The organism is Enterobacter soli (assembly GCF_964208575.1).
Classification (GTDB): Bacteria; Pseudomonadota; Gammaproteobacteria; order Enterobacterales; family Enterobacteriaceae; genus Enterobacter; species Enterobacter soli_A.
Genome location: NZ_CAXOFU010000001.1, coordinates 296,919 through 323,359, shown reverse-complemented (window position 1 = coordinate 323,359; position 26,441 = coordinate 296,919). Strand labels below are relative to the sequence as shown.

The window sequence follows — 26,441 nt, the reverse complement described above, 5'->3', positions numbered from 1 at the left end:
CTTAATAAATTCAGGAATATCCTGAATTTCCCCCTGATGCAGCAAATGCCACTAGCCTTAATGTTGAACCCAACAACAAGGAGTCTTTCAATGGCACATGACCAGACGAAAATTCAGGATCCGACCACCCAGTACCACACGGGCGATTTCCCTCAGCAGAAGCAGCCTGCCCCTGGCGTACAGGCCAAAATGACGCCGGTGCCGGACTGCGGAGAGAAGAGCTACAAAGGCAGTGGACGACTCCAGGATCGTAAGGCGCTGGTGACAGGGGGCGATTCCGGTATCGGACGCGCTGCCGCCATTGCTTACGCGCGTGAAGGTGCTGACGTAGCTATTAACTACCTGCCCGCCGAAGAGGAAGACGCGCAGCAGGTTAAGCAGCTGATCGAAGAGGCGGGACGCAAGGCGGTTCTGCTGCCGGGCGATCTGAGCGATGAGTCCTTTGCCCGCTCGCTGGTGCATAAGGCGCACGAGGCCCTCGGCGGGCTGGACGTGCTGGCGCTGGTGGCCGGTAAGCAAACTGCGGTGGAGAACATTGCCGATCTCACCACCGAGCAGTTCAAGCAAACCTACGCGGTAAACGTGCTGGCGCTGTTTTACATCACCCAGGAAGCGATCCCGCTGCTGCCGGCCGGCTCCAGCATCGTTACCACCTCGTCGATTCAGGCCTATCAGCCAAGCCCGCACCTGCTGGACTACGCGTCCACCAAAGCCGCGATCCTTAACTACAGCCGCGGGCTGGCGAAACAGGTAGCCGAAAAAGGGATCCGCGTGAACGTGGTGGCACCGGGCCCTATCTGGACGGCGCTGCAAATTTCCGGCGGTCAGACGCAGGAGAAGATCCCGCAGTTCGGTCAGCAGACGCCGATGAAGCGCGCGGGTCAGCCGGCGGAGCTGGCGCCGGTGTATGTCTATCTGGCGAGTCAGGAATCAAGCTACGTGACCGCCGAGGTGCACGGCGTGTGCGGTGGGGAACATCTGGGCTAAGGCTCTGGCCCTCTCCCACGGGGAGAGGGATCTCCTGAAAATAAAGTTCGCAGGGAGCCATTCCCTCGCCCCTTTGGGGAGAGGGTTAGGGTGAGGGGAACATGCGGCTCTGGTGGTTGTTCCGTTCACCTCACGTTCTCTGCTTCTGTGTTATCACAACGCTTGTGAACGTGTCAGGGTATAACCATAAAAAAAGGCAACTGACGTTGCCTTTTTCTTTTACTTTCCGGCTTTCTCTTCGCCGACAAGCCCAATCTTCAGGTAGCCCGCCTGATGCAGCGTGTCCATTACCTTCATCATGGTTTCATAGTCGACGGTTTTATCCGCACGGAAGAAAACGGTGGTGTCTTTCTTGCCGCCGGTCAGCGTATCGAGCGCCGGAATGACGGACGCATCGGTCACCGGATCGTTGCCCAGGAACATGGATTTATCCGCCTTCACCGACAGGTAAATCGGCTTTTCCGGGCGCGGCTGCGGCTGGCTGGAAGAGGCTGGCAGATTCACCTTCACGTCAACCGTTGCCAGCGGCGCGGCCACCATGAAGATAATCAGCAGAACCAGCATGACGTCGATAAACGGCGTCACGTTGATTTCGTGCATTTCGCCGTTATCGTCCAGATTTTCGTTAAGACGCATCGCCATACAATCAACCTACGCGCAGTTTAGACGCCGCATGTACCGGCTTAGCGGCGCTGGCGTTCAGGTCCAGATCGCGGCTTTGCAGCAGCAGAACCTGCGCGGCAACGTCGCCGAGGGTGGCTTTGTAGCTGCCAATCATACGCGCGAAGATGTTGTAGATAACCACCGCAGGAATTGCCGCCACCAGACCGATAGCCGTTGCCAGCAGCGCTTCTGCGATACCCGGCGCAACCACCGCCAGGTTAGTGGTTTGCGTCTGGGCAATACCGATGAAGCTGTTCATGATGCCCCAGACGGTACCAAACAGACCCACGAACGGGGAAATGGCGCCGATAGTCGCCAGATAACCGTTACCGCGGCCCATGTGACGCCCCACGGCGGCAACGCGACGCTCCAGGCGGAAGCCGGTACGTTCTTTGATGCCTTCGTTGTCTTCACTGCCGGCGGAGAGTTCCAGCTCGTTCTGAGCTTCGTTCACTAAAAGGGTAGTCAGGCTTTTCGCGTGGAAGGATGAGGTCATGTCCGCGGCCTGATCCAGAGAGCGGGCTTCAGCCAGCTGCTGCTGTTCGCGCTTGAGGCGGCGCTTCTGTGAAATAAGCTCTGCGCTCTTGCTGAAGAAAATAGCCCAGGTGACAACGGACGCCAGAATCAGGCCGATCATCACAATTTTAACCACGATGTCCGCATGATGATACATGCCCCAGACGGAGAGATCCGTCTGCATCAAATTATTACCCACTCTGTATCTCCAGGACGCAAATTACAAAATCTGAACCTAATAATATCAAAACATCGTCGAATTGATAGTAGTTCTCATTAGTATTTACATAGTGCCGCAAAATCGTTTCATTTTCCTTGCGCTTAAACAGGAAAAAATTTTTGAGCGGGGATTTTAAAAAATTTTCCACTTATTCGAACAGCAGAGAGGAGAACATTTTTATTTTCATGGTAGTCTGGACGTCCAGACGTATAAAAACAGGGTTAGCGAAGATGACGAAGAAGCAGCTTGATACCACGCTTGTCCAGGCCGGGCGCAGCAAAAAGTACACGCAGGGTTCGGTCAACAGCGTAATTCAACGGGCCTCCTCACTGGTGTTTGACACCGTTGAGGAGAAGAAAATTGCCACCCGTAATCGCGCCAAGGGCGGGCTGTTTTACGGCCGCCGCGGCACGCTAACCCATTTCTCATTGCAGGAAGCCATGTGCGAGCTGGAAGGCGGCGCGGGCTGCGCGCTGTTTCCGTGCGGCGCGGCGGCGGTCGCCAACACCATTCTGGCGTTTGTGGAACAGGGCGATCATATCCTGATGACCAACACCGCCTACGAGCCGAGCCAGGACTTCTGCACCAAAATCCTCAGCAAGCTCGGCGTAACGACCGGCTGGTTCGACCCAATGATCGGCGAAGGCATTGCCGATCTTATTCAGCCGAACACCCGCATCGTGTTCCTGGAATCGCCGGGTTCCATCACCATGGAAGTCCACGATGTCCCCGCCATCGTGAAGGCCGTGCGCGGCAAAGCGCCGGACGCGATTATCATGATCGACAATACCTGGGCGGCGGGCGTGCTGTTTAAGGCGCTGGAGTTCGATATTGATATCTCCATCCAGGCGGCGACCAAATACCTGATCGGCCACTCCGACGGCATGATTGGCACCGCGGTGTCAAATGCCCGATGTTGGGATCAGCTGCGCGAGAACGCCTATCTGATGGGGCAAATGGTGGATGCCGATACCGCCTACATGACCAGCCGCGGCATCCGCACGCTCGGCGTGCGCTTGCGTCAGCATCACGAAAGCAGCCTGAAAATTGCCGAATGGCTGGCGCAGCACCCGCAGGTTGAACGCGTGAACCACCCTGCGCTGCCGGGGAGCCCGGGGCATGAATTTTGGCAACGTGACTTTACGGGCAGCAGCGGCCTGTTCTCGTTTGTTCTTAAAAAACGCCTGAGCAACGACGAGCTGGCAGCCTATCTGGATAATTTTACCCTCTTCAGCATGGCCTACTCGTGGGGCGGTTTTGAATCGCTGATTTTGCCTAACCAGCCGGAACAGATCGCCGCGCTGCGCCCGGGCGGGCAGGTGGACTTTAGCGGCACCTTAATTCGTCTGCACATCGGTTTAGAAGATGTTGACGATTTGATTGCGGATTTAGCGGCAGGGTTCGAACGTATCGTGTAGAGTGCTGGCTGAAATGTACACCCGGACGCTTTTGTGAACATCACCACCAGAAAAGTCTGCATTAGTTGCGCCCGCGATCAACCCCGGCGGGCCAATCAGGGTGTACAATAGCGCTATATCTGCTGTTCCACAGGAAAGTCCATGGCTGTTATTCAAGATATTATCGCGGCACTCTGGCATCACGATTTTGCCGCGCTGGCGGATCCCCACGTTGTGGGCATTGTTTACTTCGTGATGTTCGCAACCCTTTTTCTGGAAAATGGACTACTGCCAGCCTCTTTCCTTCCCGGCGACAGCCTACTTCTGCTGGCCGGCGCGTTAATCGGCAAGGGCGTTATGGACTTTACCCCGACGATGGTCATTCTCACCTCCGCCGCCAGCCTCGGCTGCTGGTTAAGCTATTTGCAGGGCCGCTGGCTCGGCAATACGCGCGTGGTGAAGGGCTGGCTGGCGCAGCTCCCGCATAAATACCACCAGCGCGCGACCTGCATGTTTGACCGACACGGCCTGCTGGCGCTGCTGGCCGGGCGTTTTCTGGCGTTTGTTCGCACCCTGCTGCCCACCATGGCGGGCATTTCCGGCCTGTCGAACCGCCGTTTCCAGTTCTTTAACTGGCTGAGCGCCCTGCTGTGGGTGGGCGTGGTGACCTCACTCGGCTATGCGCTGAACATGATCCCGTTTGTGAAGCACCATGAAGATCAGGTCATGACCTTCCTGATGATCCTGCCGATGTTCCTGCTGGTTGCGGGCCTGGTGGGAACCATCGCGGTGGTGATTAAGAAGAAGTACTGCAGCGCCTGAGCCCCTCACCCTGACCCTCTCCCCACAGGGGAGAGGGGAAAAACCTACGCTCCCTGCATGGTTCTGATACGTGACGCATCTTCCCCCGGCGTGACGCCAAAGTAGCGCTTAAACTCCCGACTGAACTGCGACGGACTTTCGTACCCCACCCGCATGGCCGCCGCGCTGGCCTTCATGCCGTCGTGGATCATCAGCATCCGCGCCTTGTGCAGGCGATAGGTTTTCAGGTACTGCAGCGGCGAGGTGCTGGTCACCGATTTAAAATTATGGTGAAACGCCGACACGCTCATGTTCGCCTCTGCCGCCAGCTGGTCAACGCTGAGGTTTTCCGTGTACTGGCTTTCAATGCGCTTCAGCACCCGGCTAATCAGGCTGAAGTGGGTCTGACGGCTCACCAGCGCCAGCAGCGCCCCGCCCCCCGGCCCCAGCAGCACGTGGTAGAGGATTTCGCGGATGATCTGTTTGCCCAGAATGCGCGCATCCAGCGGCCTTTCCATCACGTCCAGCAGGCGCTCAATGGCGCAGAGGATCTCATCGGACAGGGTCGCCGAGTTGATCCCGCTTGCCGCCATCGATGGACGGAAAAGCGCGTCTTCGCCAATATCCATCAGCAGCTCCTGGAGCTGGAGAATGTCCACGTTCAGGCGAATCCCCGCCAGCGGCACCGCCTCTGTCGCGAAGGTTTCACATTCGAAGGGTAAAGGTACCGTCAGGAGCAGATATTCATTGGTGTCGTAGCGAAACACGCGCTCGTTGATATAGCCAATTTTATGGCCGGAGAAGAGAAAAACGATGCCCGGCTGGTACATCACCGGGGTGCGCGTCCCCGGCTGCGTGCCGTACAGCAGACGGATATCAGGCAGCATCTCGCTGAGACTATTTTGCTTATCTTTCAGTCTGTTAATTTGCGAGGTGAGCTGAAGGCAAATCTCTTCACGGTTCATTTTCACTTACTCCGGGTACGGTTTCCGACGCTAACAGTGTGCGCAGTTTCCCGCGGTTTCTCCAGCGCTCTGTAGAAATGGGCAAGACATCGGCAGGAATGTGCATTGAGAGGATAGCGCCAGATGGCCACAATGTGCAGCATCAGGTAGCCATCAGCGCCGCCACGGTTTTTCACCCACATAAGGGAACGAGCAATGAACAACTTTAATCTCCACACCCCAACCCGCATTCTGTTTGGCAAAGGCGCTATCGCCGACCTGCGCGCGCAGATCCCGGCTGACGCTCGCGTGCTCATCACCTACGGTGGCGGCAGCGTGAAAAAAACCGGCGTGCTGGATCAGGTTTACAGCGCTCTGGAAGGTCTGAACGTGCGCGAGTTTGGCGGCATCGAGCCAAACCCGTCTTACGAAACCCTGATGAACGCGGTCAAGATCGCCCGTGACGAGAAGATCACCTTCCTGCTGGCGGTTGGCGGCGGTTCCGTCCTCGACGGCACCAAGTTCATCGCGGCGGCGGCACATTACGCTGACGGCGTTGACCCGTGGCATATCCTCGAAACCCGCGGCAGCGACGTGAAAAGCGCGATCCCGATGGGCTCCGTGCTGACCCTGCCGGCAACCGGCTCTGAATCCAACAAGGGCGCGGTGATTTCCCGTAAAACCACCGGCGACAAGCAGGCCTTTATGAGCGAACACGTTCAGCCGGTCTTCGCGATTCTGGATCCGGTTTACACCTACACCCTGCCGCCGCGTCAGGTGGCAAACGGCGTGGTGGACGCGTTTGTTCATACCGTTGAGCAGTACGTGACGTACCCGGTTGACGGCAAAATCCAGGATCGTTTCGCGGAAGGCATTCTGCTGACCCTGGTGGAAGATGGCCCGAAAGCGCTGAAAGATCCGGAAAACTACGACGTGCGCGCCAACGTCATGTGGGCGGCGACGCAGGCGCTGAACGGCCTGATCGGCGCTGGCGTTCCGCAGGACTGGGCGACCCATATGCTCGGCCACGAGCTGACGGCGATGCACGGCCTGGATCACGCCCAGACGCTGGCGGTGGTTCTGCCTGCGCTGTGGAATGAAAAACGCGATACCAAACGCGCCAAGCTGCTGCAGTACGCCGAGCGCGTGTGGAATATCACCGAAGGCTCCGAAGACGAACGTATCGATGCAGCCATCGAAGCGACCCGCAATTTCTTTGAAGGCCTGGGCGTGCCAACGCGCCTCTCCGGCTATGGCCTGGACGGCAGCTCAATCCCTGCCCTGCTGGCAAAACTGGAAGAGCACGGCATGACCCAGCTGGGCGAGCACGGCGACATCACGCTGGACGTGAGCCGTCGTATTTACGAAGCGGCGCGCTAAGCGTTTTTGTTATCCCGCCTTTCGTTTTTTGACATTTCGTCCAGACTTAATGCACACACGCCATCGGGGGTTCGCCCCTGATGGATGGCAAATGAAGGAGGAAAAATGGCAAACCAAACCGTAATCAAGCTTCAGGATGGCAACGTAATGCCCCAGTTGGGGCTCGGCGTATGGAAAGCCGGTAACGACGAGGTCGTATCCGCCATTCATAAAGCACTGGAAGTCGGCTATCGCTCCATCGATACCGCTGCCGCATACAAAAATGAAGAGGGCGTGGGCAAAGCGCTCGCCAGCGCTGGCGTGCCCCGCGACGAACTTTTCATTACCACCAAGCTGTGGAACGACGATCAGAAACGCCCGCACGAGGCCTTACAGGAGAGCCTGGACAAGCTTCAGCTGGATTTCGTCGATCTGTATCTGATGCACTGGCCCGTTCCGGCTATCGATCATTACGTCGATGCCTGGAAAGGGATGATTGAGCTGCAAAAAAGTGGGCTGGTCAAAAGCATCGGCGTCTGTAACTTCCAGGTTCACCATCTGCAGCGTCTGATTGACGAAACCGGGGTGGTGCCGGTGATTAACCAGATTGAGCTGCACCCGCTGATGCAGCAGCGTCAGCTTCACGCCTGGAACGCCACCCACAAGATCCAGACCGAGTCCTGGAGTCCGCTGGCTCAGGGCGGCGAAGGGGTGTTCGATCAGAAAATCATCCGCGATCTGGCCGACAAGTACGGAAAAACCCCGGCGCAGATTGTGATCCGCTGGCACCTGGACAGCGGGCTGGTGGTGATCCCGAAATCGGTCACCCCGGCGCGTATCGCCGAGAACTTTAACGTCTGGGACTTCCGCCTGGACAAAGACGAGCTGGGCGAGATTGCGAAGCTGGACAAGGGCAAACGGCTGGGGCCGGACCCGGATCAGTTTGGGGGCTAATCGCGTAAAAAAGCCGGGTGGCGGCTTCGCCTTACCCGGCCTACTTTCTGGCCTGTAGGCCCGGTAAGCGTAGCGCCACCGGGCCGTGTTACAGGCTTAACCGTTCTTACGTTTTACGTTCTTTTTCGCGCCTGCCCCACCGTTTGAACGCTGGTGCACAATCGGCGTGTGCTTGGTCAGCGCCGGGCGCGTGTGGCGGTTCTGACGACGCGCTTCGCGCATCTCTTCCAGCGTTGGCGCAGGCACCAGGCAGTCGCGGCGTGAGCCAATCAGGTGCTTTTTACCCATCTCTTCCAGCGCCTGGCGGATCAGCGGCCAGTTAGCCGGATCGTGGTAGCGCAGCAGCGCCTTATGCAGACGGCGCTGCTTGTCACCCTTCGGCACCACCACGTCTTCACTCTTGTAGCCAATCTTACTCAGCGGGTTTTTTCCGGTGTAATACATGGTCGTCGAGTTCGCGAGCGGCGACGGGTAGAAGTTCTGCACCTGGTCCAGACGGAAGCGGCGCTGCTTCAGCCACAGGGCGAGGTTCACCATGTCCTCATCGCGCGTGCCGGGGTGCGCGGAGATGAAGTACGGGATCAGATACTGCTCTTTGCCCGCCTGCTTCGAGTAGGTGTCGAACAGCTCTTTAAAGCGATCGTAGCTGCCCATGCCCGGCTTCATCATTTTCGACAGCGGGCCTTCTTCGGTGTGCTCCGGGGCAATCTTCAGATAGCCGCCCACGTGGTGCGTCGCCAGCTCTTTGATATAGCGCGGATCTTCCACGGCGATGTCGTAACGCACGCCGGAGGCGATCAGGATCTTCTTGATGCCTTTCAGATCGCGCGCGCGGCGGTAAAGGTTGATCGTCGGCTCGTGGTTGGTGTCCATGTGTTCGCAGATGCTCGGATAGACGCACGACAGGCGGCGGCAGGTTTGCTCCGCGCGCGGCGATTTACAGCGCAGCATGTACATGTTGGCGGTTGGGCCACCCAGATCCGAGATAATGCCGGTAAAGCCGGGCACGGTGTCGCGAATGGCTTCGATCTCGTTAACGATCGAGTCTTCGGAACGGCTCTGAATAATACGCCCTTCGTGCTCGGTGATGGAGCAGAAGGAGCAGCCGCCAAAGCAGCCGCGCATGATGTTGATCGAGAAGCGGATCATCTCATACGCCGGAATGCGGCTCTTACCGTATGACGGGTGCGGTACGCGCTTGTACGGCAGGGCAAAGACGCTGTCCATCTCTTCGGTCGAGAGCGGGATCGCCGGTGGGTTAACCCAGATGTAGCGCTCGCCGTGCTTTTGCATCAGCGCACGCGCGCAGCCCGGGTTGGTTTCATGGTGCAGAATGCGCGAGGCGTGGGCGTAAAGCACTTTGTCGCTTTTGACTTTCTCAAAGGACGGCAGCAGAACGTAGGTCTTCTCCCACGGCTTTGGACGCGGCGGCTGAACGACGACGGCTTTGGCTTCGGCCTTCTTCGGCGCGACGGGTTTGTTGTCCGCGCACGGCAGATCTTCGCCATACGGGTGCGGGATTGGGTCGATTTTACCCGGCATATCGATGATGCGGGAATCCACCCCGCTCCAACCCGGCAGCGCCTCTTTCACCATGATCGCGGTGTTGCGCACGTCGCGGATTTCGCTTACCGGCTCACCCTGGGCCAGACGGTGCGCCACTTCCACCAGCGGACGCTCGCCGTTGCCGAAGATCAGCATGTCGGCTTTGGAGTCCACCAGCACAGAACGGCGCACGGTATCAGACCAGTAGTCGTAGTGCGCGGTACGGCGCAGACTCGCCTCGATGCCGCCGAGAATAACCGGGACGTCTTTCCAGGCCTCTTTGCAGCGTTGGGTATAAACCAGCGTTGCGCGATCCGGACGTTTGCCCGCGACGTTATCCGCCGTGTAGGCATCGTCGTGGCGCAGCTTACGGTCGGCGGTGTAGCGGTTAATCATCGAGTCCATGTTGCCGGCGGTGACGCCGAAGAACAGGTTCGGTTTACCGAGCGTCATGAACGCATCTTTGCTGTTCCAGTCAGGCTGGGAGATGATCCCCACGCGGAAGCCCTGCGCTTCGAGCATACGGCCACAAATCGCCATCCCGAAGCTCGGGTGGTCGACGTAGGCATCGCCCGTGACCAGAATAATGTCGCAGCTGTCCCAGCCAAGTTGGTCCATCTCTTCCCGGGACATCGGCAGGAACGGCGCCGGCCCAAAGCAGGCCGCCCAGTACTGCGGCCAGGAGAAGAGGTCACGATCCGGCTGGATCAGGGAGATTGCGCTCATAATGCTTCCGAAGAAAAAATAGACAAAAGGAGCGGGATTATACGCTGGATCTTTATGTGAAATGAAGGGGTATTTCTTGCCCGGTGGCGCTGCGCTTACCGGGCCTACGGAGCTGTAGGTCGGGTAAGCGCAGCGCCACCCGACACGTTTTACGGCGCCGGGTTCACCAGCATCTGCCCCACCGACCCGCGATCCATCATCTCCAGCGTCTGGCTGTGGAACAGGAACGGGAAGTGCGGCCACGAAGGTTGGCCGTAGTAGACAAGCAGCTCAACCTGCCCGTCCACCCAGACGGTATCTTTCCAGCCCCTGTCTTCCGGGAACGGCATCGCGCCGTTCACGTTGCGGATCAGGAATGAAACCCCTTCAATGTGGAACGACTGCGGCATCTCGGAACGTACCGTCCAGCGCTCCCAGGTGCCCTGCTGGGCGGTAATATCGATACGGTTAACGTCCCACAGGGTGCGGTTAATGCCCGGATCGTCCCCGAGGCTGATATCACGGCTGCGCACCGGCGAACCGCTCAGGATTTCCTGCGGCAGCAAACGCATGGGCAGGCTGTCGGTCACCAGCGGCAGCAGGCCGGTTGGGCGCAGGGTTAACACCAGCGTGGAAACCAGAATGCTCGACGGCTCAAAGAAGCCGCGAATGCGGTCAACGATGCTCGCCGCTTCGCCGCAGGTCACCGACACTTCATCGCCGTTGGTCATATCCACGAGGATCTCGCGGCGTTCGCCCGGCGACAGCGCAAGCTGTTTCACCGAGACCGGCGCAGGCAAGAAGCCCTGATCCCCTGAAATCACGTGCAGCGGACGGCCGTCGCTCATTTGCAGCTGGTAGCGGCGTGAGTTCGAGGCGTTCAGCAGGCGCAGGCGCACCCAGCCGCGAGAAACTTCGACGAACGGGCTTTGCGCGCCGTTCACCAGCAGCGTATCGCCCACAAACCCGCCGCTGCCCGGCTCGCTGTACTCCGGCGTGCCGAAGTTATCCAGACGTTTGTCCTGGATAATGACCGGGAAATCATCCACGCCGTAGTGGTTCGGGATCGGCAGCGATTTGCTGACCTCGTCTTCAATCAGCCACATCCCCGCCAGGCCGTTATAGACCTGCTGCGCGGTGCGGTTAGGCGTGTTGGAGTGATACCACAGGGTCGCTGCGCTCTGGCGGATCGGCAGCACCGGCGCCCAGTCGGCGTTCGGCGACATCATGCGTGCCGGGCCGCCAATCAGCGGGCCTGGCACCTGCAAACCGCTGATGGTCATGGCGACATTTTCAGCGGTGCGGTTACTGTAAATCAGCTTAACGTCATCGCCGTTCCACACGCGGATGGTTGGCCCAAGGTAGCGCCCGTTAATGCCCCATACCGGGGCGCGGGTGCCCTGGGTGAACGACCAGTGGCTGCGCTGGAGGGTGAGGAACAGCGGCTGCCCGCGACGGGATTCAATCAATGGCGGAATGGGCAGCGGCTGTTGCTGCCCGGCGGCGTTGGCTCTCAACGGCATCGCACCCGCACAGAGGGCGATCCCCGAAGCCTGAATAAACTGACGCCGACTGAGTGACATATAAGCTCCATCTGAAACGACTAACAACGCGGGAATTCGTTTTCCCTTTAACGCCGGATTACTTTTTCCCGGCGGCTTCTCGTTCTGCGACTTCTTTGTCGAGCAGCGCGATATGGTTCGCCATCAGCTCACGGCAGTGTGCCGCCAGCTCGCGAACCTGGTCTTTGCCATATTTGCTGGTATCCACCGGCGGCAGCATTTCCACAATCACCAGCCCGTTATTCAGGCGGTTAAGATTAATCTTATTCGAAGTATTGGAAACGCACACGGGAATAATTGGAACACCCGCCGCAATAGCGGCATGGAAGGCGCCCGTTTTAAACGGCAGCAGGCCGCGGCCGCGGCTGCGCGTCCCTTCCGGGAACATCCAGATAGAAATTCTGCGCTTTTTAAAGTGGTTCACCACTTCGGCAATGGTGCTGTGCGCTTTGGCGCGGTTATTACGGTCAATCAGCAGGTTACCGGTGAGCCAGTAAAGCTGGCCGAAAAACGGGATCCACAGCAGGCTCTTTTTCCCCACGGTCACCGTCGGCGGCAGCACGATGTTCGAGGCGGTCACCATATCGTAGTTGTTCTGATGATTAGCGATATAGATGGCGTTACCGAAGTGCTCGGCGCCTTCCGGCAGACGTTTTTCAACCTTCAGGCCGAACAGCGGCGCAAGACGGCCAAACATGTGACCAAAGGTCGCAACATGCTTCGGGTTACGCGGGCTGAACAGGCAATAAATAGAGCCGAAAATACAGACCAGAATGCAGTAGATAACGGTAAGAATGAGACGAACAATGTATAGCATAGCGACCTCTGAAGCCCCAACAGCTGACAATTATACTTCACCTGTGGCCAGGTAAGGACTTTATTACGAGCGCGTATTGTTAATCGCAACGCACGAATTAACAACGTTTTTACCGGAAATTTTCGGAGATCCCCCCTCCGGAACAGAGGGGGGTAATGACTTACTCTTCGCTGTCGCCTGCGCTGGCGCGAGCAGGGGAATCGATCTCTATGCGATCGATTCGCTGCAGGCCGCGCATCAGCGAGCCGCGGCGACCGCGCTCACCCACCACTTTTTGCAGCTCTTCCGGGCGCAGCTTGATTTTGCGTTTGCCCACGTGGATGGTCAGCGTGCTCTGCGGCGGCAGAATAAACAGGTGCGCCAGGCCATCTTCGCCTTTTGCCGCTTCCGCCGACGGAATGTTTATAATCTTGTTGCCCTTGCCTTTCGACAGCTCCGGCAGATCGCTCACCGGGAACATCAGCATTCGCCCGGCGGTGGTGATCGCCAGCAGCATATCGCTGTCGTTTTCAATCACCAGCGGCGGCATCACGTGCGCGTTATCCGGCAGCGTGATCAGCGCCTTACCGGCACGGTTACGCGCCACAAGGTCGTTAAAGGTACAGATGAAGCCGTAGCCCGCGTCAGAGGCCATCAGCAGCTTCTGATCGTCGGCTTCCATCAGCATATGGTCAACCGTCGCGCCCGGCGGCAGCGTCAGTTTACCGGTCAGCGGCTCGCCCTGCCCGCGCGCGGACGGCAGCGTGATCGGGTCGATGGCGTAGCTACGGCCCGTGGAGTCGATAAACGCCACCGGCTGGTTGCTCTTGCCCTTCACCGCGGCTTTGAAGCTGTCGCCCGCTTTGTAGCTCAGGCCCGGCGCGTCGATATCGTGGCCTTTGGCGCTGCGCACCCAGCCGCTCTGGGACAGCACGATGGTTACAGGCTCAGACGGCAGCATGTCGTGCTCGTTCATCGCCTTCGCTTCTTCGCGCTCGTGCAGCGGAGAACGACGGTCGTCGCCAAAGGCGTCGGCGTCGGCCTGCAGCTCTTTCTTCAGCAGGGTGTTCATCTTGCGTTCGGACGCCAGGATCGCCTGCAGCTGATCGCGCTCTTTTTCCAGCTCGTTCTGCTCGCCGCGAATTTTCATCTCTTCCAGCTTGGCGAGATGGCGCAGTTTCAGCTCGAGAATGGCTTCAGCCTGGGTTTCGCTAATGCCAAAGCGCGACATCAGCGCGGGCTTCGGTTCGTCCTCTGTACGAATGATCTCAATGACTTCGTCGATATTGAGGAACGCCACCAGCAAACCTTCAAGAATATGCAGGCGCTTGAGCACTTTTTCCAGGCGGTGATTCAGACGACGACGCACCGTATCGCGGCGGAAGGCCAGCCATTCGGTGAGGATCTCCAGCAGGTTTTTCACCGCCGGACGCCCGTCCAGACCAATCATGTTCAGGTTAATGCGGTAGCTTTTTTCCAGATCGGTGGTCGCGAACAGGTGGTTCATCACCTGCTCCATGTCCACGCGGTTGGAGCGCGGCACGATCACCAGACGGGTCGGGTTTTCGTGGTCGGACTCGTCGCGCAGGTCGTCCACCATCGGCAGCTTTTTGTTGCGCATCTGGGCCGCAATCTGCTCCAGCACTTTCGCGCCCGAGACCTGGTGCGGCAGCGCGGTGATCACCACGGCGCCATCTTCTTTGGTCCACACCGCGCGCATACGCACGGAGCCGCGACCGTTCTGGTAGATTTTGCGGATTTCCGCGCGGGAGGTGATGATCTCGGCTTCGGTCGGGTAGTCCGGCCCCTGCACGATATCCAGCACCTCGTCCAGCGAGGTTTTCGGCTGTTCAATCAGGGTGATGGCGGCTTTCGCCACTTCGCGCAGGTTGTGCGGCGGAATGTCCGTCGCCATGCCCACGGCGATCCCGGTGGTGCCGTTCAGCAGGATGTTTGGCAGACGCGCAGGCAGCATTTTCGGCTCCTGCAGCGTGCCGTCGAAGTTTGGCACCCAGTCGACGGTGCCCTGCCCCAGCTCGCCCAGCAGCACTTCGGCATATTTGGACAGGCGGGATTCGGTATAACGCATCGCCGCGAAGGACTTCGGATCGTCCGGCGCACCCCAGTTCCCCTGGCCGTCTACCAGCGGGTAGCGGTAAGAGAACGGCTGCGCCATCAGCACCATCGCTTCGTAGCAGGCGCTGTCGCCGTGCGGATGGTATTTACCGAGCACGTCACCGACGGTACGGGCGGATTTTTTGAACTTGGCGCTGGCGTTCAGCCCCAGCTCAGACATCGCATAGACGATGCGGCGCTGAACGGGTTTCAGGCCATCACCGATAAACGGCAACGCCCTGTCCATGATGACGTACATGGAGTAGTTCAGGTAGGCGTTTTCCGTGAATTCATGTAGCGCGAGGCGCTCTGCCATATCGCTCATTAAATGGGATTCCTCAACTCAGAAACCTGCTGGTTTCAGGCAATATTGCCGCAGATACTACCTTATCTGTCGCGTTGAGTCACAAAGAAAAAGGGCCACCCGCGCGGCCCTTTTAGGGTTATTTGTTCAGCTTGATAATCTGCTTCACGTCTATCTCAAACTCGTTCCAGTCTTTGTCCACCTTGCCCTGGATTTCGACCTTATCCTGCGGGGTGACGGTCACGCCGTTCCAGCGCTTGTGGTCGATCTCAACCACCACCGTGCCGGTTTCATCGCGGAAGGTGTAGCGGTCATCGGACAGGCGCTCGGTGATGTTACCGCGCAGCTTCACCCAGGCATCGTCCTTCAGGTCTTTCACTTTTGCCGCCGTCGTCAGGTTGGCGTTGTTATCAACAAAACCGCCCTGCTGAGTTTGCGTCTGGGGCGCCGTTGCAGACGGGCCGTTAAATCCGCCCTGCGCAGCAAAAACAGGGGCAGTGGTCATCATCATGATGGCAGCAAGTGCAGCGAATTTTTTCATATTAATCTCTCCCTTTAATGTGGTTTCGCAATCCATTAAACAGGGTAATCCTTAACAACTTCTTAAGGGGAAAATTTATTTATTTTTACTGTACAGCATGTTGATTCAGAGGGTTTACTGACGGCATCAAGGAGGGAATATGCGCATTTTACTGGTAGAAGACGACAGGCTGATTGGCGACGGCATCAAAGCCGGGCTAACGAAAATGGGCTTTAGCCTCGACTGGTTTACCGACGGGGAAACCGGGCTGGCGGCGCTCTATTCCGCCCCCTACGACGCCGTGGTGCTTGACCTGACGCTGCCCGAGATCGACGGGCTGGCGATCCTGCGCGAGTGGCGCGAAAAGGGCCGCAGCGAGCCGGTACTGATCCTTACCGCCCGGGATGCGCTGAACCAGCGCGTCGAAGGCCTGCGCCTGGGCGCCGACGACTACCTCTGCAAACCCTTTGCGCTGATTGAAGTGGCCGCCCGCCTGGAAGCGCTGGTGCGCCGCAGCCACGGCCAGGCGCGCAGCGAGCTTCGCCATGGCAAGGTGACGCTCGATCCCGCCAGCCTGATTGCCACCCTCAACGGAGAAACGCTGGTGCTCAAGCCGAAAGAGTTCGCCCTGCTGGAGCTGTTAATGCGCAACGCCGGACGCGTGCTGCCGCGCAAGCTTATCGAAGAGAAGCTCTACAGCTGGGACGACGATGTCTCCAGCAACGCCGTGGAAGTCCACGTTCACCATCTGCGCCGCAAGCTCGGCAGCGAATTTATCCGCACCGTCCACGGTATCGGCTACACCCTGGGTGACGCATGAAGCTGACGCAACGCCTGAGCCTGAAGCTGCGCCTGACGCTGCTGTTTTTACTCCTGTCGCTGACCGCGTGGTTCGCCGCGAGCGTGGTGGCCTGGCAGCAGACCACCCACAAGCTCGACAAGCTGTTCGACACCCAGCAGATGCTGTTCGCCAAACGGCTGCTGACGATGGATCTCAACGAGATAAGCGCCCCGGAACGAATGCGCGAGATCCCGAAAAAGGTGAAGCACGGTCGCCTGGACGACGACGCGCTGGCGTTCGCGATCTACTCCACCGACGGGAAAATGGTGCTGAACGACGGCGAAAATGGCCGCGACATTCCCTACCACTATCGCCGTGAGGGGTTTGATAACGGGCGATTGCGCGACGATAACGACGAATGGCGGTTTTTGTGGCTCACCTCGCCGGACGGGAAATACCGGGTGGTGGTAGGCCAGGAGTGGGAATACCGTCAGGAGATGGCGTTGGACGTGGTCAGCTCGCAGCTTACGCCGTGGCTGGTGGCGCTGCCGATAATGCTGCTGTTGCTGATTGTGCTGCTGAGCCGCGAGCTCAGGCCGCTGAAAAAGCTGGCCCAGACCCTGCGCTCACGCTCGCCGGACGCCACCGACGCTCTGCCCACCGGCGGGGTGCCCGCCGAAGTGCGGCCGCTGCTCGACGCCCTTAACCACCTGTTCACCCGCACCCAAACGATGATGGCCCGCGAGCGCCGCTTTACCTCCGACGCCGCCCACGAGCTGCGCAGCCCGCTCACCGCCCTTAAGGTGCAAACCGAGGTAGCGCAGCTTTCCCAGGACGATCCCGAGGCGCAGGAAAAGGCGCTGTCGCAGCTTCACGCGGGTATCGACCGCGCCTCGCGGCTGGTGGATCAGCTCCTGACCCTCTCGCGGCTGGACTCGCTGGACAATCTCGACGACGTTGAGCCCCTGCCGATGGCCGACGTGCTGCAGTCGGCGGTGATGGACTGCTACCACCCCGCGCAGCAGGCGGGCATCGACGTGCGTCTTGAGGTCAACGCCCCGCAGGTGACGCGCACCGGGCAGCCGCTGCTGCTGAGCCTGCTGGTACGAAACCTGCTGGATAACGCCGTGCGCTACAGCCCGCGCGGCAGCGTGGTGCAGGTGACGCTCGACGCCCGCGGCTTTACGGTGCGCGATAACGGGCCGGGCATCGCGCCCGAGGCGCTGGCGCGGATTGGCGAGCGTTTTTATCGTCCGCCCGGGCAGAACGAGACCGGCAGCGGCCTCGGGCTGTCTATCGTCAAACGCATCGCCGCGCTGCACGGTATGCGGGTGACGCTCGGAAATGCGCCGGAAGGCGGGTTCGAGGCGAAGGTCAGCTGGTAGCGGGATTATTGCTTCATGAGCAAAAGACTTTGCACATTTTGCTCATTTTATCGCACCGCTTTCGCGCGTAGAATTGCCTCCAGACTCTCATCTCCGAGGACAAATAATGAGCAACATTCTGATTATCAACGGCGCGAAAGAATTCGCCCACTCTAAAGGCCAGCTGAATGACACCCTGACCGAGGTCGCGGACGGTTTCCTGCGCGACGCCGGGCATGATGTTAAGGTCGTGCGCGCAGACGGCGACTACGACGTGAAGGCCGAAGTGCAGAACTTCCTGTGGGCCGACGTGGTTATCTGGCAGATGCCGGGCTGGTGGATGGGCGCGCCGTGGACCGTGAAAAAGTACATGGACGATGTGTTCACCGAAGGCCACGGCTCGCTGTATGCCAGCGACGGTCGTACCCGCTCCGATGCCTCTAAAAAATACGGCTCCGGCGGCCTGATTCAGGGCAAAAAATATATGCTCTCCCTGACCTGGAACGCGCCGATCGAAGCGTTCACCGAGAAAGACCAGTTCTTCGAAGGCGTGGGCGTTGACGGGGCTTACCTGCCGTTCCACAAGGCCAATCAGTTCCTGGGCATGGAGCCGCTGCCGACCTTTATCGTCAACGACGTGATTAAAATGCCGGATGTCCCGCGCTATATCGCAGAATATCGCAAGCATCTCGGGCAGATTTTTGCTTAACTGTTAGCCTGTTATCAGGAGAAATGATCATGCTTACCGTTATTGCTGAAATCCGTACGCGTCCAGGTCAACATCACCGCCAGGCGGTTCTGGATCAGTTCGCAAAAATTATCCCGACCGTGCTGAAAGAAGAAGGCTGCCACGGCTACGCGCCGATGGTGGACGCCGCCACCGACGCGAGCTTCCAGGCCACCGCGCCGGACTCCATCATTATGGTGGAGCAGTGGGAAACCGTGGCGCACCTTGAAGCGCACCTGCAAACCGCGCACATGAAAGCGTGGGGCGAGGCGGTGAAAGGGGATGTTCTGGAAACCCATATCCGTATTCTGGAGCAAGGGGTTTAAGGTTCGTAGAATTTGCCGGGTGGCACTACGTTTACCCGGCCTACAAAACCTGACCCGTAGGCCCGGTAAGCGCCAGCGCTACCGGGCTTTTTTTATGGCTTTGATCTCAACTGCTATGCTTATTCTGACTTCATGATTAACAGGAGGATGGAATGGGTCTTTTTAACTTCGTAAAAGAAGCAGGCGAAAAGCTGTGGGATAACCTGACCGATCATAAAGGTCAGAGCGACAAAATCACCGAGCACCTCAAGAAACTCAACATTCCCGGTTCAGACAAAGTTCAGGTGGACGTAACAGACGGTAAGGCCAGCGTCACGGGCGACGGCCTGACGCAGGAGCAGAAGGAAAAAATCCAGGTAGCCGTGGGGAACATCGCGGGCGTAAGCGAGGTGGAGAACAACATCACCGCCACCGACGCCAAAGATGAAGCCACCTACTACACGGTGAAATCTGGCGATACCCTGAGCGCCATCTCTAAAACGGTGTACGGCGACGCCAACCAGTACAACAAAATCTTTGAGGCGAACCGCCCGATGCTCTCCAGCCCGGATAAAATTTATCCCGGCCAGACGCTGCGTATTCCTAAGGCATAACGCATGAGTCGGGGGTCGCCCCCCGACTGTTTTACCAGTACAGCTTCCAGCTCTGGGTGAACCGCACCAGCGCCTCCACGTAGAAGTAATCCCCCCAGCTTGCGCACTCGTCCACCCCTTTATTGCTCGCCAGATGGTACACCGAGTGCTTCAGCAGCCCGCTGCCCTTCTCGTCTTTGCCCATCAGGTAGTGCCGGGTCAGCGACGACATGATCCCCTTCGCCCATTCCAGATAGCGCGCCCGATCCGGGTCGGTCACCGGCAGGTGCTTCACCAGCTCCAGCAGGCCGCAGACCGCAATCGCCGCGGAAGAGGAGTCGCGCAGCGCGTCCGTCCCCACCAGCGCCAGATCCCAGTGGCAGACGTAATCCTCCGGCAGACGGTTCAGGAAGTAGTTCGCCAGCCGTTTCGACAGGGCAATCATGGTCTCGTCACCGGTGTAGATATAGCTCAGCAGGAAACCGTAAATCCCCCACGCCTGCCCGCGCGACCAGCAGGAGTCGTCCGCATAGCCCTGCTGGGTATTGCCGTAGCGCGGCGCGCCGGTCACCACGTCCATGTAGTAGGTGTGGAACGTCGAGGCATCTTCACGAATGAGGTACGTCGCCGCCTGCATCACGTGCGCTTTTGCGGCATCGGCGAAGCGCGGATCCCCCGTCTGCTCCGTCGCCCAGTAGAGCAGCGGCAGGTTCATGTTGCAGTCGATGATCATGCGCCCGGCCTGCTCGGGATCGGCCAGATCGCCCCACGCCTGGATGATCTTCGCCTTCTCGTGGAAGCGCTCCAGCAGGGCTTCTGCCGCCAGCAGGGAAAAGCCGCGCGCCTCGCGGTTGCCGGTCAGACGCCAGGCCGCCACGCAGGAGAGCGTATAGAGAAAGCCCAGATCGTGCGTATTGGTGTCGCTACGTCCGGCAATGCGCAGGCCAAACGAGCGGACGTGCTTCTCCGCCATCGCGCGGAATTTCTCCTCGCCGCTCATCTCCCACGCCAGCCACAGCTGCCCGGTCCAGAAGCTGGTGGTCCACTCCACGTTGTCCGTCAGCGGATAAAACCCCTCTTTGCAGGTTTCCGCCGGGAACTGCTCGCCGAACTCGGTTAAATGACGGCTAATCAGGTCGAGAACGTGGCTGCGCGCCGAGCTGAGCTCATCGCTGAACGCGCGAGGATCAACGGGGGCAGGAATAGCGGGCAGGCGCTCCTCAGTGATACGACTTAACATATTTCGGTTCCTTCTTTGACGGCGTAATTAGCGGGATAAATTCTGTTCTGCGACGTTCAGCGCGCGAGCGCCGCGCCATTTGCTCTGACAGGCGGATAGCGTAAAGGCAGAAATAAGGGTAAAGGTCAGCGCCGTAGCGCCCATGATGATATAGGTCTGCTCAAAGCCGATGCGGTCGTACATATATCCCGCCGGCGAGGAGACCACCACGTTGCCGACGTACAGCATCGCCTGATAGCCGAGTAAATACATGGTGGCGTTCACGCGCTTATCGAAATGCTCGGCGATATATTTAAAGACCGACACCAGCAGCAGGCAGATTTCCAGACCGTAGAGCGGTTTCAGCACCGAAATTAATAAATGCGAATCGCACAGGCCGGAAATAATCAGACGCGCGCCGACGATCAGACCGACAATTAATAGCCCGCGCTTGGCGCCGATATAATTCACAAACAGCGGGATCACCATATACATGACGAACTCCATCCCGGACTGCACGGTGCCCAGATAGCCAAACACCGCGTTGCCCTGATGAATATCGTCGAAGAAGGTGACGAAATAGCGCGAGAACTGCTGCTCGGCGATAAACATCATCCACGCCACGCCCGCCACGTACAGGCAGAACGCCCAGAACTTGCGGTTGCGCAGCAGCGCGTAGACGTCCGACGGGGCGATTTTCTCTTTGGTTAATACCTCCCCCGCGTGAACGGAGTTAGTGTTCACTTTCAGGCTGATCAGGACAATCAGCATGATCACCGACGTCACGCTGCCCATAATGAAGTTATACGCGGGCGAGAGGTTAAACAGCAGGCCGGAGAAGGACGACGCCACCGCCCAGCCGAGGGAACCCCACATGCGGATTTGGCCAAACTCCATGCCGTTCAGGCGGCTAAAGCGGTCGGAATAGGATTCGCACGCCGCCACGCCCGCATACCAGGCGAAGCTTAAATAGAGCGCGCCGATAATAATCCCGAGCAGGGTATTAGAGAGCAGCAGCGGCTGGTAAACGTAAATAAAGAACGGCGCCATCAGGGCCGACATCGCCACCACAAAATAGAGCAAATATTTGCTCATGCCGATTTTATCGAGAATATAGCCGTAGATCGGTTTGAGAATAACGGAGAAGACGCCGTTAACCGCAAATACCGTCCCGATCACCGAGCCGCTGAGGTTGGCTTTTTGCCCGAGCCAGATAGCCAGCAGGCCAATACTGGCCGACCAGGTAAAGAAGTAGAGAAAAATAAAACTGCTGATTTTGTAATATTCAGTTCTGTTTGCTGGAGATGTACTTTTCATATCATCCTCGCCGACGTGTAGGGGTCAGAGTTTTTATAATGTGAACGACAGCTGGCGTTCGTTTTCAGGGTCGCGAATAACGACCTGGTGTTGGGTAATGTTTACCTGCGGCGCTACCGTTCGCTGTTGTTTTTCACCCGCCGTGACGGCGCAGCACAGCCAGCTTTCCCCCGGTGGGATATCGGTTTTCAGCAGCGGAATGGAGGCGCACTCCGGGAACATAATGCTGCTGTTCGGCGGGGTGACGATGCTGTCCGGCTCGCGCGACAGGTGCGGCGAGAGGTCGACAATCGCGCTGTAGCCGTTGGCCGCCGCCAGATAACAGCCGCCCTCCTGAAGCCGGTGGTCGGCCTTCAGCACCGCAAACCCGCCTTCCACGGTTTGCAGGGCGCGGTCGCTGCTGATGCGGTGCAGGCGCAGATGCCACTCGCCGAAGGGAATTTGCCAGGTCTCGATATGCACGTCGCGCCACGGCGACCAGCGCGAGAAAATGTAGTTTTCATCCACCCGCACCGCCTCGCACGCGCGGCGACCGCGGTAATAGTCATCCCGGTCCGCCAGCAGCAGCGTTGAATCGCAGGCGGCGTGCTTCAGGCCAAAGCGCCCGCGCTCGATGGTGAAGCCAAAGCGGCTGGAGTAGGCAAATTTGGTGTATTTGGCCTCGGTGTTGACGTAGTTGTTCAGCTCAAGCTGCCCGGCGGTGAGCAGGGTGACGTGCCCGGAGTCCTCGGCGTGCATCAGGATCTGCTGGGCGTGCGGGATTGCCCGTTTCTCCGCCAGCGCGGGCAGCGGCTGCTCGTCTTCCTGCCAGAACGGGTGCGACTCCGGCAGGGCCAGAATCAGATAGGTTTTCAGCGCCCAGTACGGCGAGCCGGGGGAGTTGTAGTCTTCGCACATCGCCAAGTTGGGATAGGCAAACCCGAGGGTCAGAATGCCGTCGCGATCGGCGATCGGCTGCTGTTGCCACCAGCGCAGATGGCGCAGGACAATGCCCTTCACGATCCCCGGCGTGAACACCTCCAGCCCGGAGAACGCCACCGCGCTCCAGAAGGCGACCATCGCAAAGCGGTAGGTCAGGCTGCGGCCAAACGGCACCGACGCGCCGTCCGCGGCGGACATATAGATAAAATCGTCGGCGAACAGGCGGGCGCGCTCGCGCAGGACGTTAGCCCTCGCCTCGTCCCCGCTCAGGGTGGCGTAAATCAGGCCGTAGAAGTGAAACGCCATCGAGATGTAATAGTCCTTCGGACGCCCCGGCCCGTCGGAATACCAGCCGTCGCCAAGGTAGTAGGCCTCCATCATCCCAAAGCGGCGGTCGATGGCGCTCTGGTCATAGGGCAGCCCGGCGCGCTTAAAACCGAGCTGAACCATAATCGCAAAGTAGTTCCAGTTGCTGTCCGGCATCTGCGCGCCGGTAATCTGGTTCAGCCAGGCGTGCAGGTTGGAAAGTTCGCGCTCGGTGAAGTGCGCCGTGAGCTTATCCTGCAACAGCGCCAGCCCCAGCCCGTAGGCCGCCATCTCCACCAGTCGCTGATCGTAGGGCGCGGTTTCTCCCCAGTAGCCTGCGCTTTGCGGATCGGTGCCCTGCTTAATGGCCGCAATGTATTTCTCGCTAAACGGCATAGCGTCGCCGGACGCCATCAGCGGGAACAGCCCCCACAGCGCCCGGGAAAGCCCCTCCATCTGGGCGATATCCGTCGCGTAGTGGGCGCAGGTATCGCCCAGGGAAAAGCGCGACTGGCCTTCGGGAAACTGCTTGTCCAGCGCCCCCAGCATCGCGTTTAGCGCCGCCACCAGATCCTGGCGGGAAGACAATGGATTTGATTTTTCTTTATTTACCGCCGACATAGGTTTGTCCTCGTCATCAACTGCGGCAAAGAATAGTGAATCCGGGCGGTGGAGAAATGTTAGCCGCGTCACAGCTAACAACGTTCAATAAACCCGCAGTTGAGAAAATTTAAAAAGGTGGTTTATAAATACGAACGGACGGGGAAAAGTTGAGTTTTATTGCACTATGCGCGATACGCCAAAATCCGATTATCTGGAGCTGATTACCTTAAACAACGCCATTGCGTCGTTCAGCCGCCTGTTTGCCAACACCGTGCGCTATCACCACTGGCACCAGTGTCTGGAGATCCTTTACGTCGAAGAGGGGTTCGGCGTGGCGATTGTCGATAACCGCCACTACACCATGCGCCCCGGGCGGCTGTTTTTCTTCCCGCCGTTTACCCTGCACAAGGTGATGGTGGACGAGCAGGCCGAGGCGATTTACCGGCGCACCATTATCCATCTCGATCCCCACGCGGTGCTGAAAATACTGCGCGACTTCCCGCAAAGCCTGCATCGGCTGCAGACGCTTTCCCGCCGGGGCGGCGAGGCCTGGGTGGTGGACGTCGCGGAAAGCCACGCGCATATCGACCATCTGCTCGGCTGCTACGCAAAGCGCGCCAGCGCGCAGCCGCTGAACAGCGAGCTTATCGCCAGCCTGCTGATCAGCCTGTTTGCCATGCTTCCCGACCACGACGACGGCACGCGCGGCAGCAGCCACGGCATCGCCAGCCAGGTGATGTTCTGGCTGGACGAGCATTATCAGGAGAAGTTTCGCCTCGACGCCCTGGCAGAAGAGCTGGGGAAATCGCGCAGCTACGTGTCGCGAAAGTTCCACGCCGAAACGGGCGAGAAAATTCACGACTACCTGAACACCATCAGGCTGCGCAAGGCGTGCGAGTGCCTGCTGCACACCGACGCCAGCGTGCGCGACATCGCCGCCCGGGTGGGGTTTTCAGACGTGACGTGGTTTATCAGCGCATTTAAAAAGGGCATCGGAGAGACGCCCTTGCAGTACCGAAAAAATCATGGGGCGGGCTAAGGGTGTGCCTTACCCGGCCTACAGAATTAAGCGGCAGGGGTTCAACCGCTCTTCTTCCCCGGCTTTAGCCCGCGGTGCAGCTCGTTAATCCGCTTCATCGACTTAATGGTGCGCTGCGGCTCGGTGGAGGCCACCGACAGAATAATCATCTCCAGGCACAGCAGCACCGTGCCGTGCAGCGGGATCTTGCCCTTCTCGCCGCCGCGCGGGACGTGGATCACCACGCTCGCCTCTTTGCTAAAGCGCGAATCCGTGGCGTTGGTCAGCAAAATTGTAGGAATGCCCAGACGCTTCGCTTCGCGCAGGGTGGTCTGCCCCTCCCGATGGGCGGATTTCTGCGCCATCATCACCAGCACATCGCCGCGCTGGAGCGCAATCAGCTGCTCCGCAAGGCCTATCCCGGTGCGGTTAAGCGCGATGGCGGGCAGGCCGATGCGGCTGAACAGCCGCGCGGTGTATTCCGCGAGAATGCCCGATGCGCCAATGCCAAAAATCCCCACCTGCCGCGCCTGGGCCAGCAGCGAAACCGCCTGCGCCATCGCATACCGGTTGCCCGGCTCGGACAGCACTTCACAGGTGTGCTGATGCCCCTCCAGCACAAAATCAATGCTCGCATTCACGTCGCTGGTCAGCGTGTTTACCGTGGTGGACATCTTCTCGCTGGAGGTGACTACCGGGCCAAACCACTGCTCCAGCGTCTGCTTCAGATCCCGCAGCCCGGCGAAGCCGAGCGCCTGAATGGCCCGCACCACGGTGGCGTCCGAGGTTTTAAGCTGCCCGGCAATCTCCATCGCCGTCTGCTCCATCACCGCTTCGCGGTTTTCATTGATGTAGCGCGCCACCTGCAGCAGGCGCGGCGAAAGCTGGTTTACACGCGAGCGGAACCGGTCGCCGTAGACATCCACCCGGGTCTTGTCTTTGCGGATCATCGGGACGCCTCCGGCAGCGGACGCCCGGCAATTTGCGACTGCACCTGCGCCGCCATCAGCCCTAAAGAGGCGAAGGAGTTGGAGATCGCCTCTTCCCGCGAAATTAAGACGTAGCGCCCGCTGCGGCAGGCGTTGAGGAACTGGCACCAGCCGGGCATGACCGCATCCATCGCCGCCAGCTCGTCCTGGGGTTTGCCGCCCGTATCGCCGCGCCAGGTGGCAAACACGAAATCAGCGTCCAGCTCCGGCAGGCGCTCGGCGCTCACGTCAATGCGCCCGCCGTCCGGGATGCTTTCGATCAGCGGCGGGAAGGTGAACCCGGCATCGCGCAGCACGCGCCCCAGCGAGTGATAGCTGTGCATCGCGGTAATTTTGCCCTGATTGGCCTGTATCACCGACACGCTGATTTTGCGCGTATCAATGGTCGCCTTCAGCGCCTTAATCTGCTCCTGATAGCGACGTTCCAGGATCGCCAGCCGCGCCTGGGTGCCCGTCAGCTGCGCCAGCTTGCGGTAAATCTCCGGCGCGCCGCCGTCCAGATGATCGATGCTTACCGTCGGGGCGATCTTCTCCAGCTGTTCGATCGGCGTATTGCGGGTCGGCTCGGTGATAATCAGATCCGGCTTTGCGGCGACGATGGCTTCGATATCGATATCCGCCGTGCCGATAAATTTGATGGCGGAATTATCGAAATCGACGCCGGTCAACATGCCGCTGGAGCGGATAAAGTGGCTGCCGTCCGGTCGGGTGCGGCCGTGGCTGGCCACCGGCGGCACGCCAAGCTCGATCAGCGGAATGGTGATATCCAGATCGTGCAGGGAGACAATCCGCTGCGGGTGAGCCGGGACGACGACCTTGCGCCCCAGATCGTCGGTAAAGGTCCGCGTGGGCTCGGCGGCACTCAGCGAAAAGCCCACCAGCAGCAGCATCGAAATCAGTAAACGCATCA

24 protein-coding genes are annotated in these 26,441 nt (G+C 59.1%); 11 read left to right on the top strand and 13 right to left on the bottom strand.

The window, feature by feature from the left end:
* Positions 1-90: 90 nt before the first annotated feature.
* Positions 91-987, top strand: a complete 897-nt coding sequence (locus AB6V08_RS01560) for an SDR family oxidoreductase (RefSeq protein WP_368540925.1) — start codon at positions 91-93, stop codon at positions 985-987.
* A gap of 219 nt (positions 988-1,206) precedes the next feature.
* Here AB6V08_RS01560 and exbD read toward each other — a convergent pair whose 3' ends face one another.
* Together exbD and exbB are read right to left on the bottom strand one after the other, a co-directional pair.
* On the bottom strand, positions 1,207-1,629 hold the full coding sequence (gene exbD / locus AB6V08_RS01555; protein WP_368540924.1) for a TonB system transport protein ExbD: 423 nt from the start codon (positions 1,627-1,629) through the stop codon (positions 1,207-1,209).
* Between the two features lie 4 nt (positions 1,630-1,633).
* Entirely contained in the window at positions 1,634-2,365 is a 732-nt protein-coding gene (exbB, locus tag AB6V08_RS01550) for a tol-pal system-associated acyl-CoA thioesterase (protein ID WP_368540923.1), read from the bottom strand.
* A gap of 251 nt (positions 2,366-2,616) precedes the next feature.
* Here exbB and metC point away from each other — a divergent pair, with 251 nt between their 5' ends.
* A complete protein-coding gene (metC, locus tag AB6V08_RS01545; protein WP_368540921.1) occupies positions 2,617-3,804 on the top strand; it encodes a cystathionine beta-lyase in 1,188 nt (395 codons plus the stop codon).
* Between the two features lie 141 nt (positions 3,805-3,945).
* Positions 3,946-4,605, top strand: coding sequence for a DedA family general envelope maintenance protein YghB (gene yghB, locus AB6V08_RS01540; protein WP_368540920.1), 660 nt, complete (start codon positions 3,946-3,948; stop codon positions 4,603-4,605).
* Between the two features lie 44 nt (positions 4,606-4,649).
* On the opposite strand, the gene AB6V08_RS01535 is transcribed toward yghB, so the two are convergent.
* Positions 4,650-5,549 (bottom strand): AraC family transcriptional regulator, encoded by a 900-nt coding sequence (locus AB6V08_RS01535; RefSeq protein WP_368540974.1) that lies wholly within the window; start codon positions 5,547-5,549, stop codon positions 4,650-4,652.
* A 195-nt stretch (positions 5,550-5,744) separates the two neighbouring features.
* Between AB6V08_RS01535 and yqhD the strand changes: the two genes are divergently transcribed.
* Complete coding sequence (gene yqhD / locus AB6V08_RS01530; protein ID WP_368540919.1) at positions 5,745-6,908, top strand: alcohol dehydrogenase; 1,164 nt, start codon at positions 5,745-5,747, stop codon at positions 6,906-6,908.
* A gap of 105 nt (positions 6,909-7,013) precedes the next feature.
* The gene (dkgA, locus tag AB6V08_RS01525; RefSeq protein WP_368540918.1) at positions 7,014-7,841 is read left to right on the top strand and encodes a 2,5-didehydrogluconate reductase DkgA; all 828 of its coding nucleotides are present in this window, start codon (positions 7,014-7,016) and stop codon (positions 7,839-7,841) included.
* Between the two features lie 96 nt (positions 7,842-7,937).
* Here dkgA and AB6V08_RS01520 read toward each other — a convergent pair whose 3' ends face one another.
* The 5 genes from AB6V08_RS01520 to AB6V08_RS01500 form a co-directional block, all read right to left on the bottom strand.
* Entirely contained in the window at positions 7,938-10,112 is a 2,175-nt protein-coding gene (locus AB6V08_RS01520; protein WP_368540917.1) for a YgiQ family radical SAM protein, read from the bottom strand.
* 149 nt (positions 10,113-10,261) lie between these two features.
* Complete coding sequence (ftsP, locus tag AB6V08_RS01515; protein WP_368540916.1) at positions 10,262-11,674, bottom strand: cell division protein FtsP; 1,413 nt, start codon at positions 11,672-11,674, stop codon at positions 10,262-10,264.
* Between the two features lie 58 nt (positions 11,675-11,732).
* Positions 11,733-12,470, bottom strand: a complete 738-nt coding sequence (gene plsC, locus AB6V08_RS01510; protein WP_368540915.1) for a 1-acylglycerol-3-phosphate O-acyltransferase — start codon at positions 12,468-12,470, stop codon at positions 11,733-11,735.
* 160 nt (positions 12,471-12,630) lie between these two features.
* Complete coding sequence (parC, locus tag AB6V08_RS01505; protein ID WP_368540913.1) at positions 12,631-14,889, bottom strand: DNA topoisomerase IV subunit A; 2,259 nt, start codon at positions 14,887-14,889, stop codon at positions 12,631-12,633.
* A 118-nt stretch (positions 14,890-15,007) separates the two neighbouring features.
* On the bottom strand, positions 15,008-15,409 hold the full coding sequence (locus AB6V08_RS01500; protein WP_368540912.1) for a YgiW/YdeI family stress tolerance OB fold protein: 402 nt from the start codon (positions 15,407-15,409) through the stop codon (positions 15,008-15,010).
* A gap of 139 nt (positions 15,410-15,548) precedes the next feature.
* On the opposite strand from AB6V08_RS01500, the gene qseB reads away from it, so the two are divergent.
* From qseB to lysM, 5 genes are all read left to right on the top strand, one after another.
* Positions 15,549-16,208 carry a quorum sensing response regulator transcription factor QseB gene (gene qseB, locus AB6V08_RS01495; protein WP_368540911.1) on the top strand — a complete coding sequence of 220 codons (660 nt, stop codon included), beginning with the start codon at positions 15,549-15,551 and terminating at the stop codon, positions 16,206-16,208.
* Complete coding sequence (gene qseC / locus AB6V08_RS01490; protein ID WP_368540910.1) at positions 16,205-17,554, top strand: quorum sensing histidine kinase QseC; 1,350 nt, start codon at positions 16,205-16,207, stop codon at positions 17,552-17,554. Before qseB ends, qseC begins: the two co-directional genes overlap by 4 nt.
* A gap of 106 nt (positions 17,555-17,660) precedes the next feature.
* Positions 17,661-18,242, top strand: a complete 582-nt coding sequence (locus AB6V08_RS01485) for an NAD(P)H-dependent oxidoreductase (RefSeq protein ID WP_368540909.1) — start codon at positions 17,661-17,663, stop codon at positions 18,240-18,242.
* Positions 18,243-18,271: 29 nt separating this feature from the next.
* Positions 18,272-18,586, top strand: a complete 315-nt coding sequence (locus AB6V08_RS01480; protein ID WP_368540907.1) for a putative quinol monooxygenase — start codon at positions 18,272-18,274, stop codon at positions 18,584-18,586.
* A 152-nt stretch (positions 18,587-18,738) separates the two neighbouring features.
* Positions 18,739-19,179, top strand: a complete 441-nt coding sequence (gene lysM, locus AB6V08_RS01475; RefSeq protein ID WP_022649412.1) for a peptidoglycan-binding protein LysM — start codon at positions 18,739-18,741, stop codon at positions 19,177-19,179.
* A gap of 31 nt (positions 19,180-19,210) precedes the next feature.
* Here the strand turns inward: lysM and AB6V08_RS01470 are convergent, their stop codons facing one another.
* From AB6V08_RS01470 to AB6V08_RS01460, 3 genes are read right to left on the bottom strand one after another with little or no spacing between them, the layout of a single operon-like run.
* The gene (locus AB6V08_RS01470; RefSeq protein ID WP_368540906.1) at positions 19,211-20,398 is read right to left on the bottom strand and encodes a glycoside hydrolase family 88 protein; all 1,188 of its coding nucleotides are present in this window, start codon (positions 20,396-20,398) and stop codon (positions 19,211-19,213) included.
* Positions 20,399-20,425: 27 nt separating this feature from the next.
* Positions 20,426-21,694: an oligosaccharide MFS transporter gene (locus AB6V08_RS01465; RefSeq protein WP_368540905.1), complete on the bottom strand. Its 1,269-nt coding sequence runs from the start codon at positions 21,692-21,694 to the stop codon at positions 20,426-20,428.
* A 33-nt stretch (positions 21,695-21,727) separates the two neighbouring features.
* The gene (locus AB6V08_RS01460; protein WP_368540904.1) at positions 21,728-23,542 is read right to left on the bottom strand and encodes a DUF2264 domain-containing protein; all 1,815 of its coding nucleotides are present in this window, start codon (positions 23,540-23,542) and stop codon (positions 21,728-21,730) included.
* Between the two features lie 166 nt (positions 23,543-23,708).
* On the opposite strand from AB6V08_RS01460, the gene AB6V08_RS01455 reads away from it, so the two are divergent.
* Positions 23,709-24,563 carry an AraC family transcriptional regulator gene (locus tag AB6V08_RS01455; RefSeq protein ID WP_368540903.1) on the top strand — a complete coding sequence of 285 codons (855 nt, stop codon included), beginning with the start codon at positions 23,709-23,711 and terminating at the stop codon, positions 24,561-24,563.
* 41 nt (positions 24,564-24,604) lie between these two features.
* On the opposite strand, the gene AB6V08_RS01450 is transcribed toward AB6V08_RS01455, so the two are convergent.
* Both AB6V08_RS01450 and AB6V08_RS01445 read right to left on the bottom strand, forming a co-directional pair.
* Positions 24,605-25,492, bottom strand: a complete 888-nt coding sequence (locus AB6V08_RS01450; protein ID WP_368540902.1) for a MurR/RpiR family transcriptional regulator — start codon at positions 25,490-25,492, stop codon at positions 24,605-24,607.
* Positions 25,489-26,439 (bottom strand): iron-siderophore ABC transporter substrate-binding protein, encoded by a 951-nt coding sequence (locus AB6V08_RS01445; RefSeq protein WP_368540901.1) that lies wholly within the window; start codon positions 26,437-26,439, stop codon positions 25,489-25,491. Before AB6V08_RS01445 ends, AB6V08_RS01450 begins: the two co-directional genes overlap by 4 nt.
* Positions 26,440-26,441 lie beyond the last annotated feature (2 nt).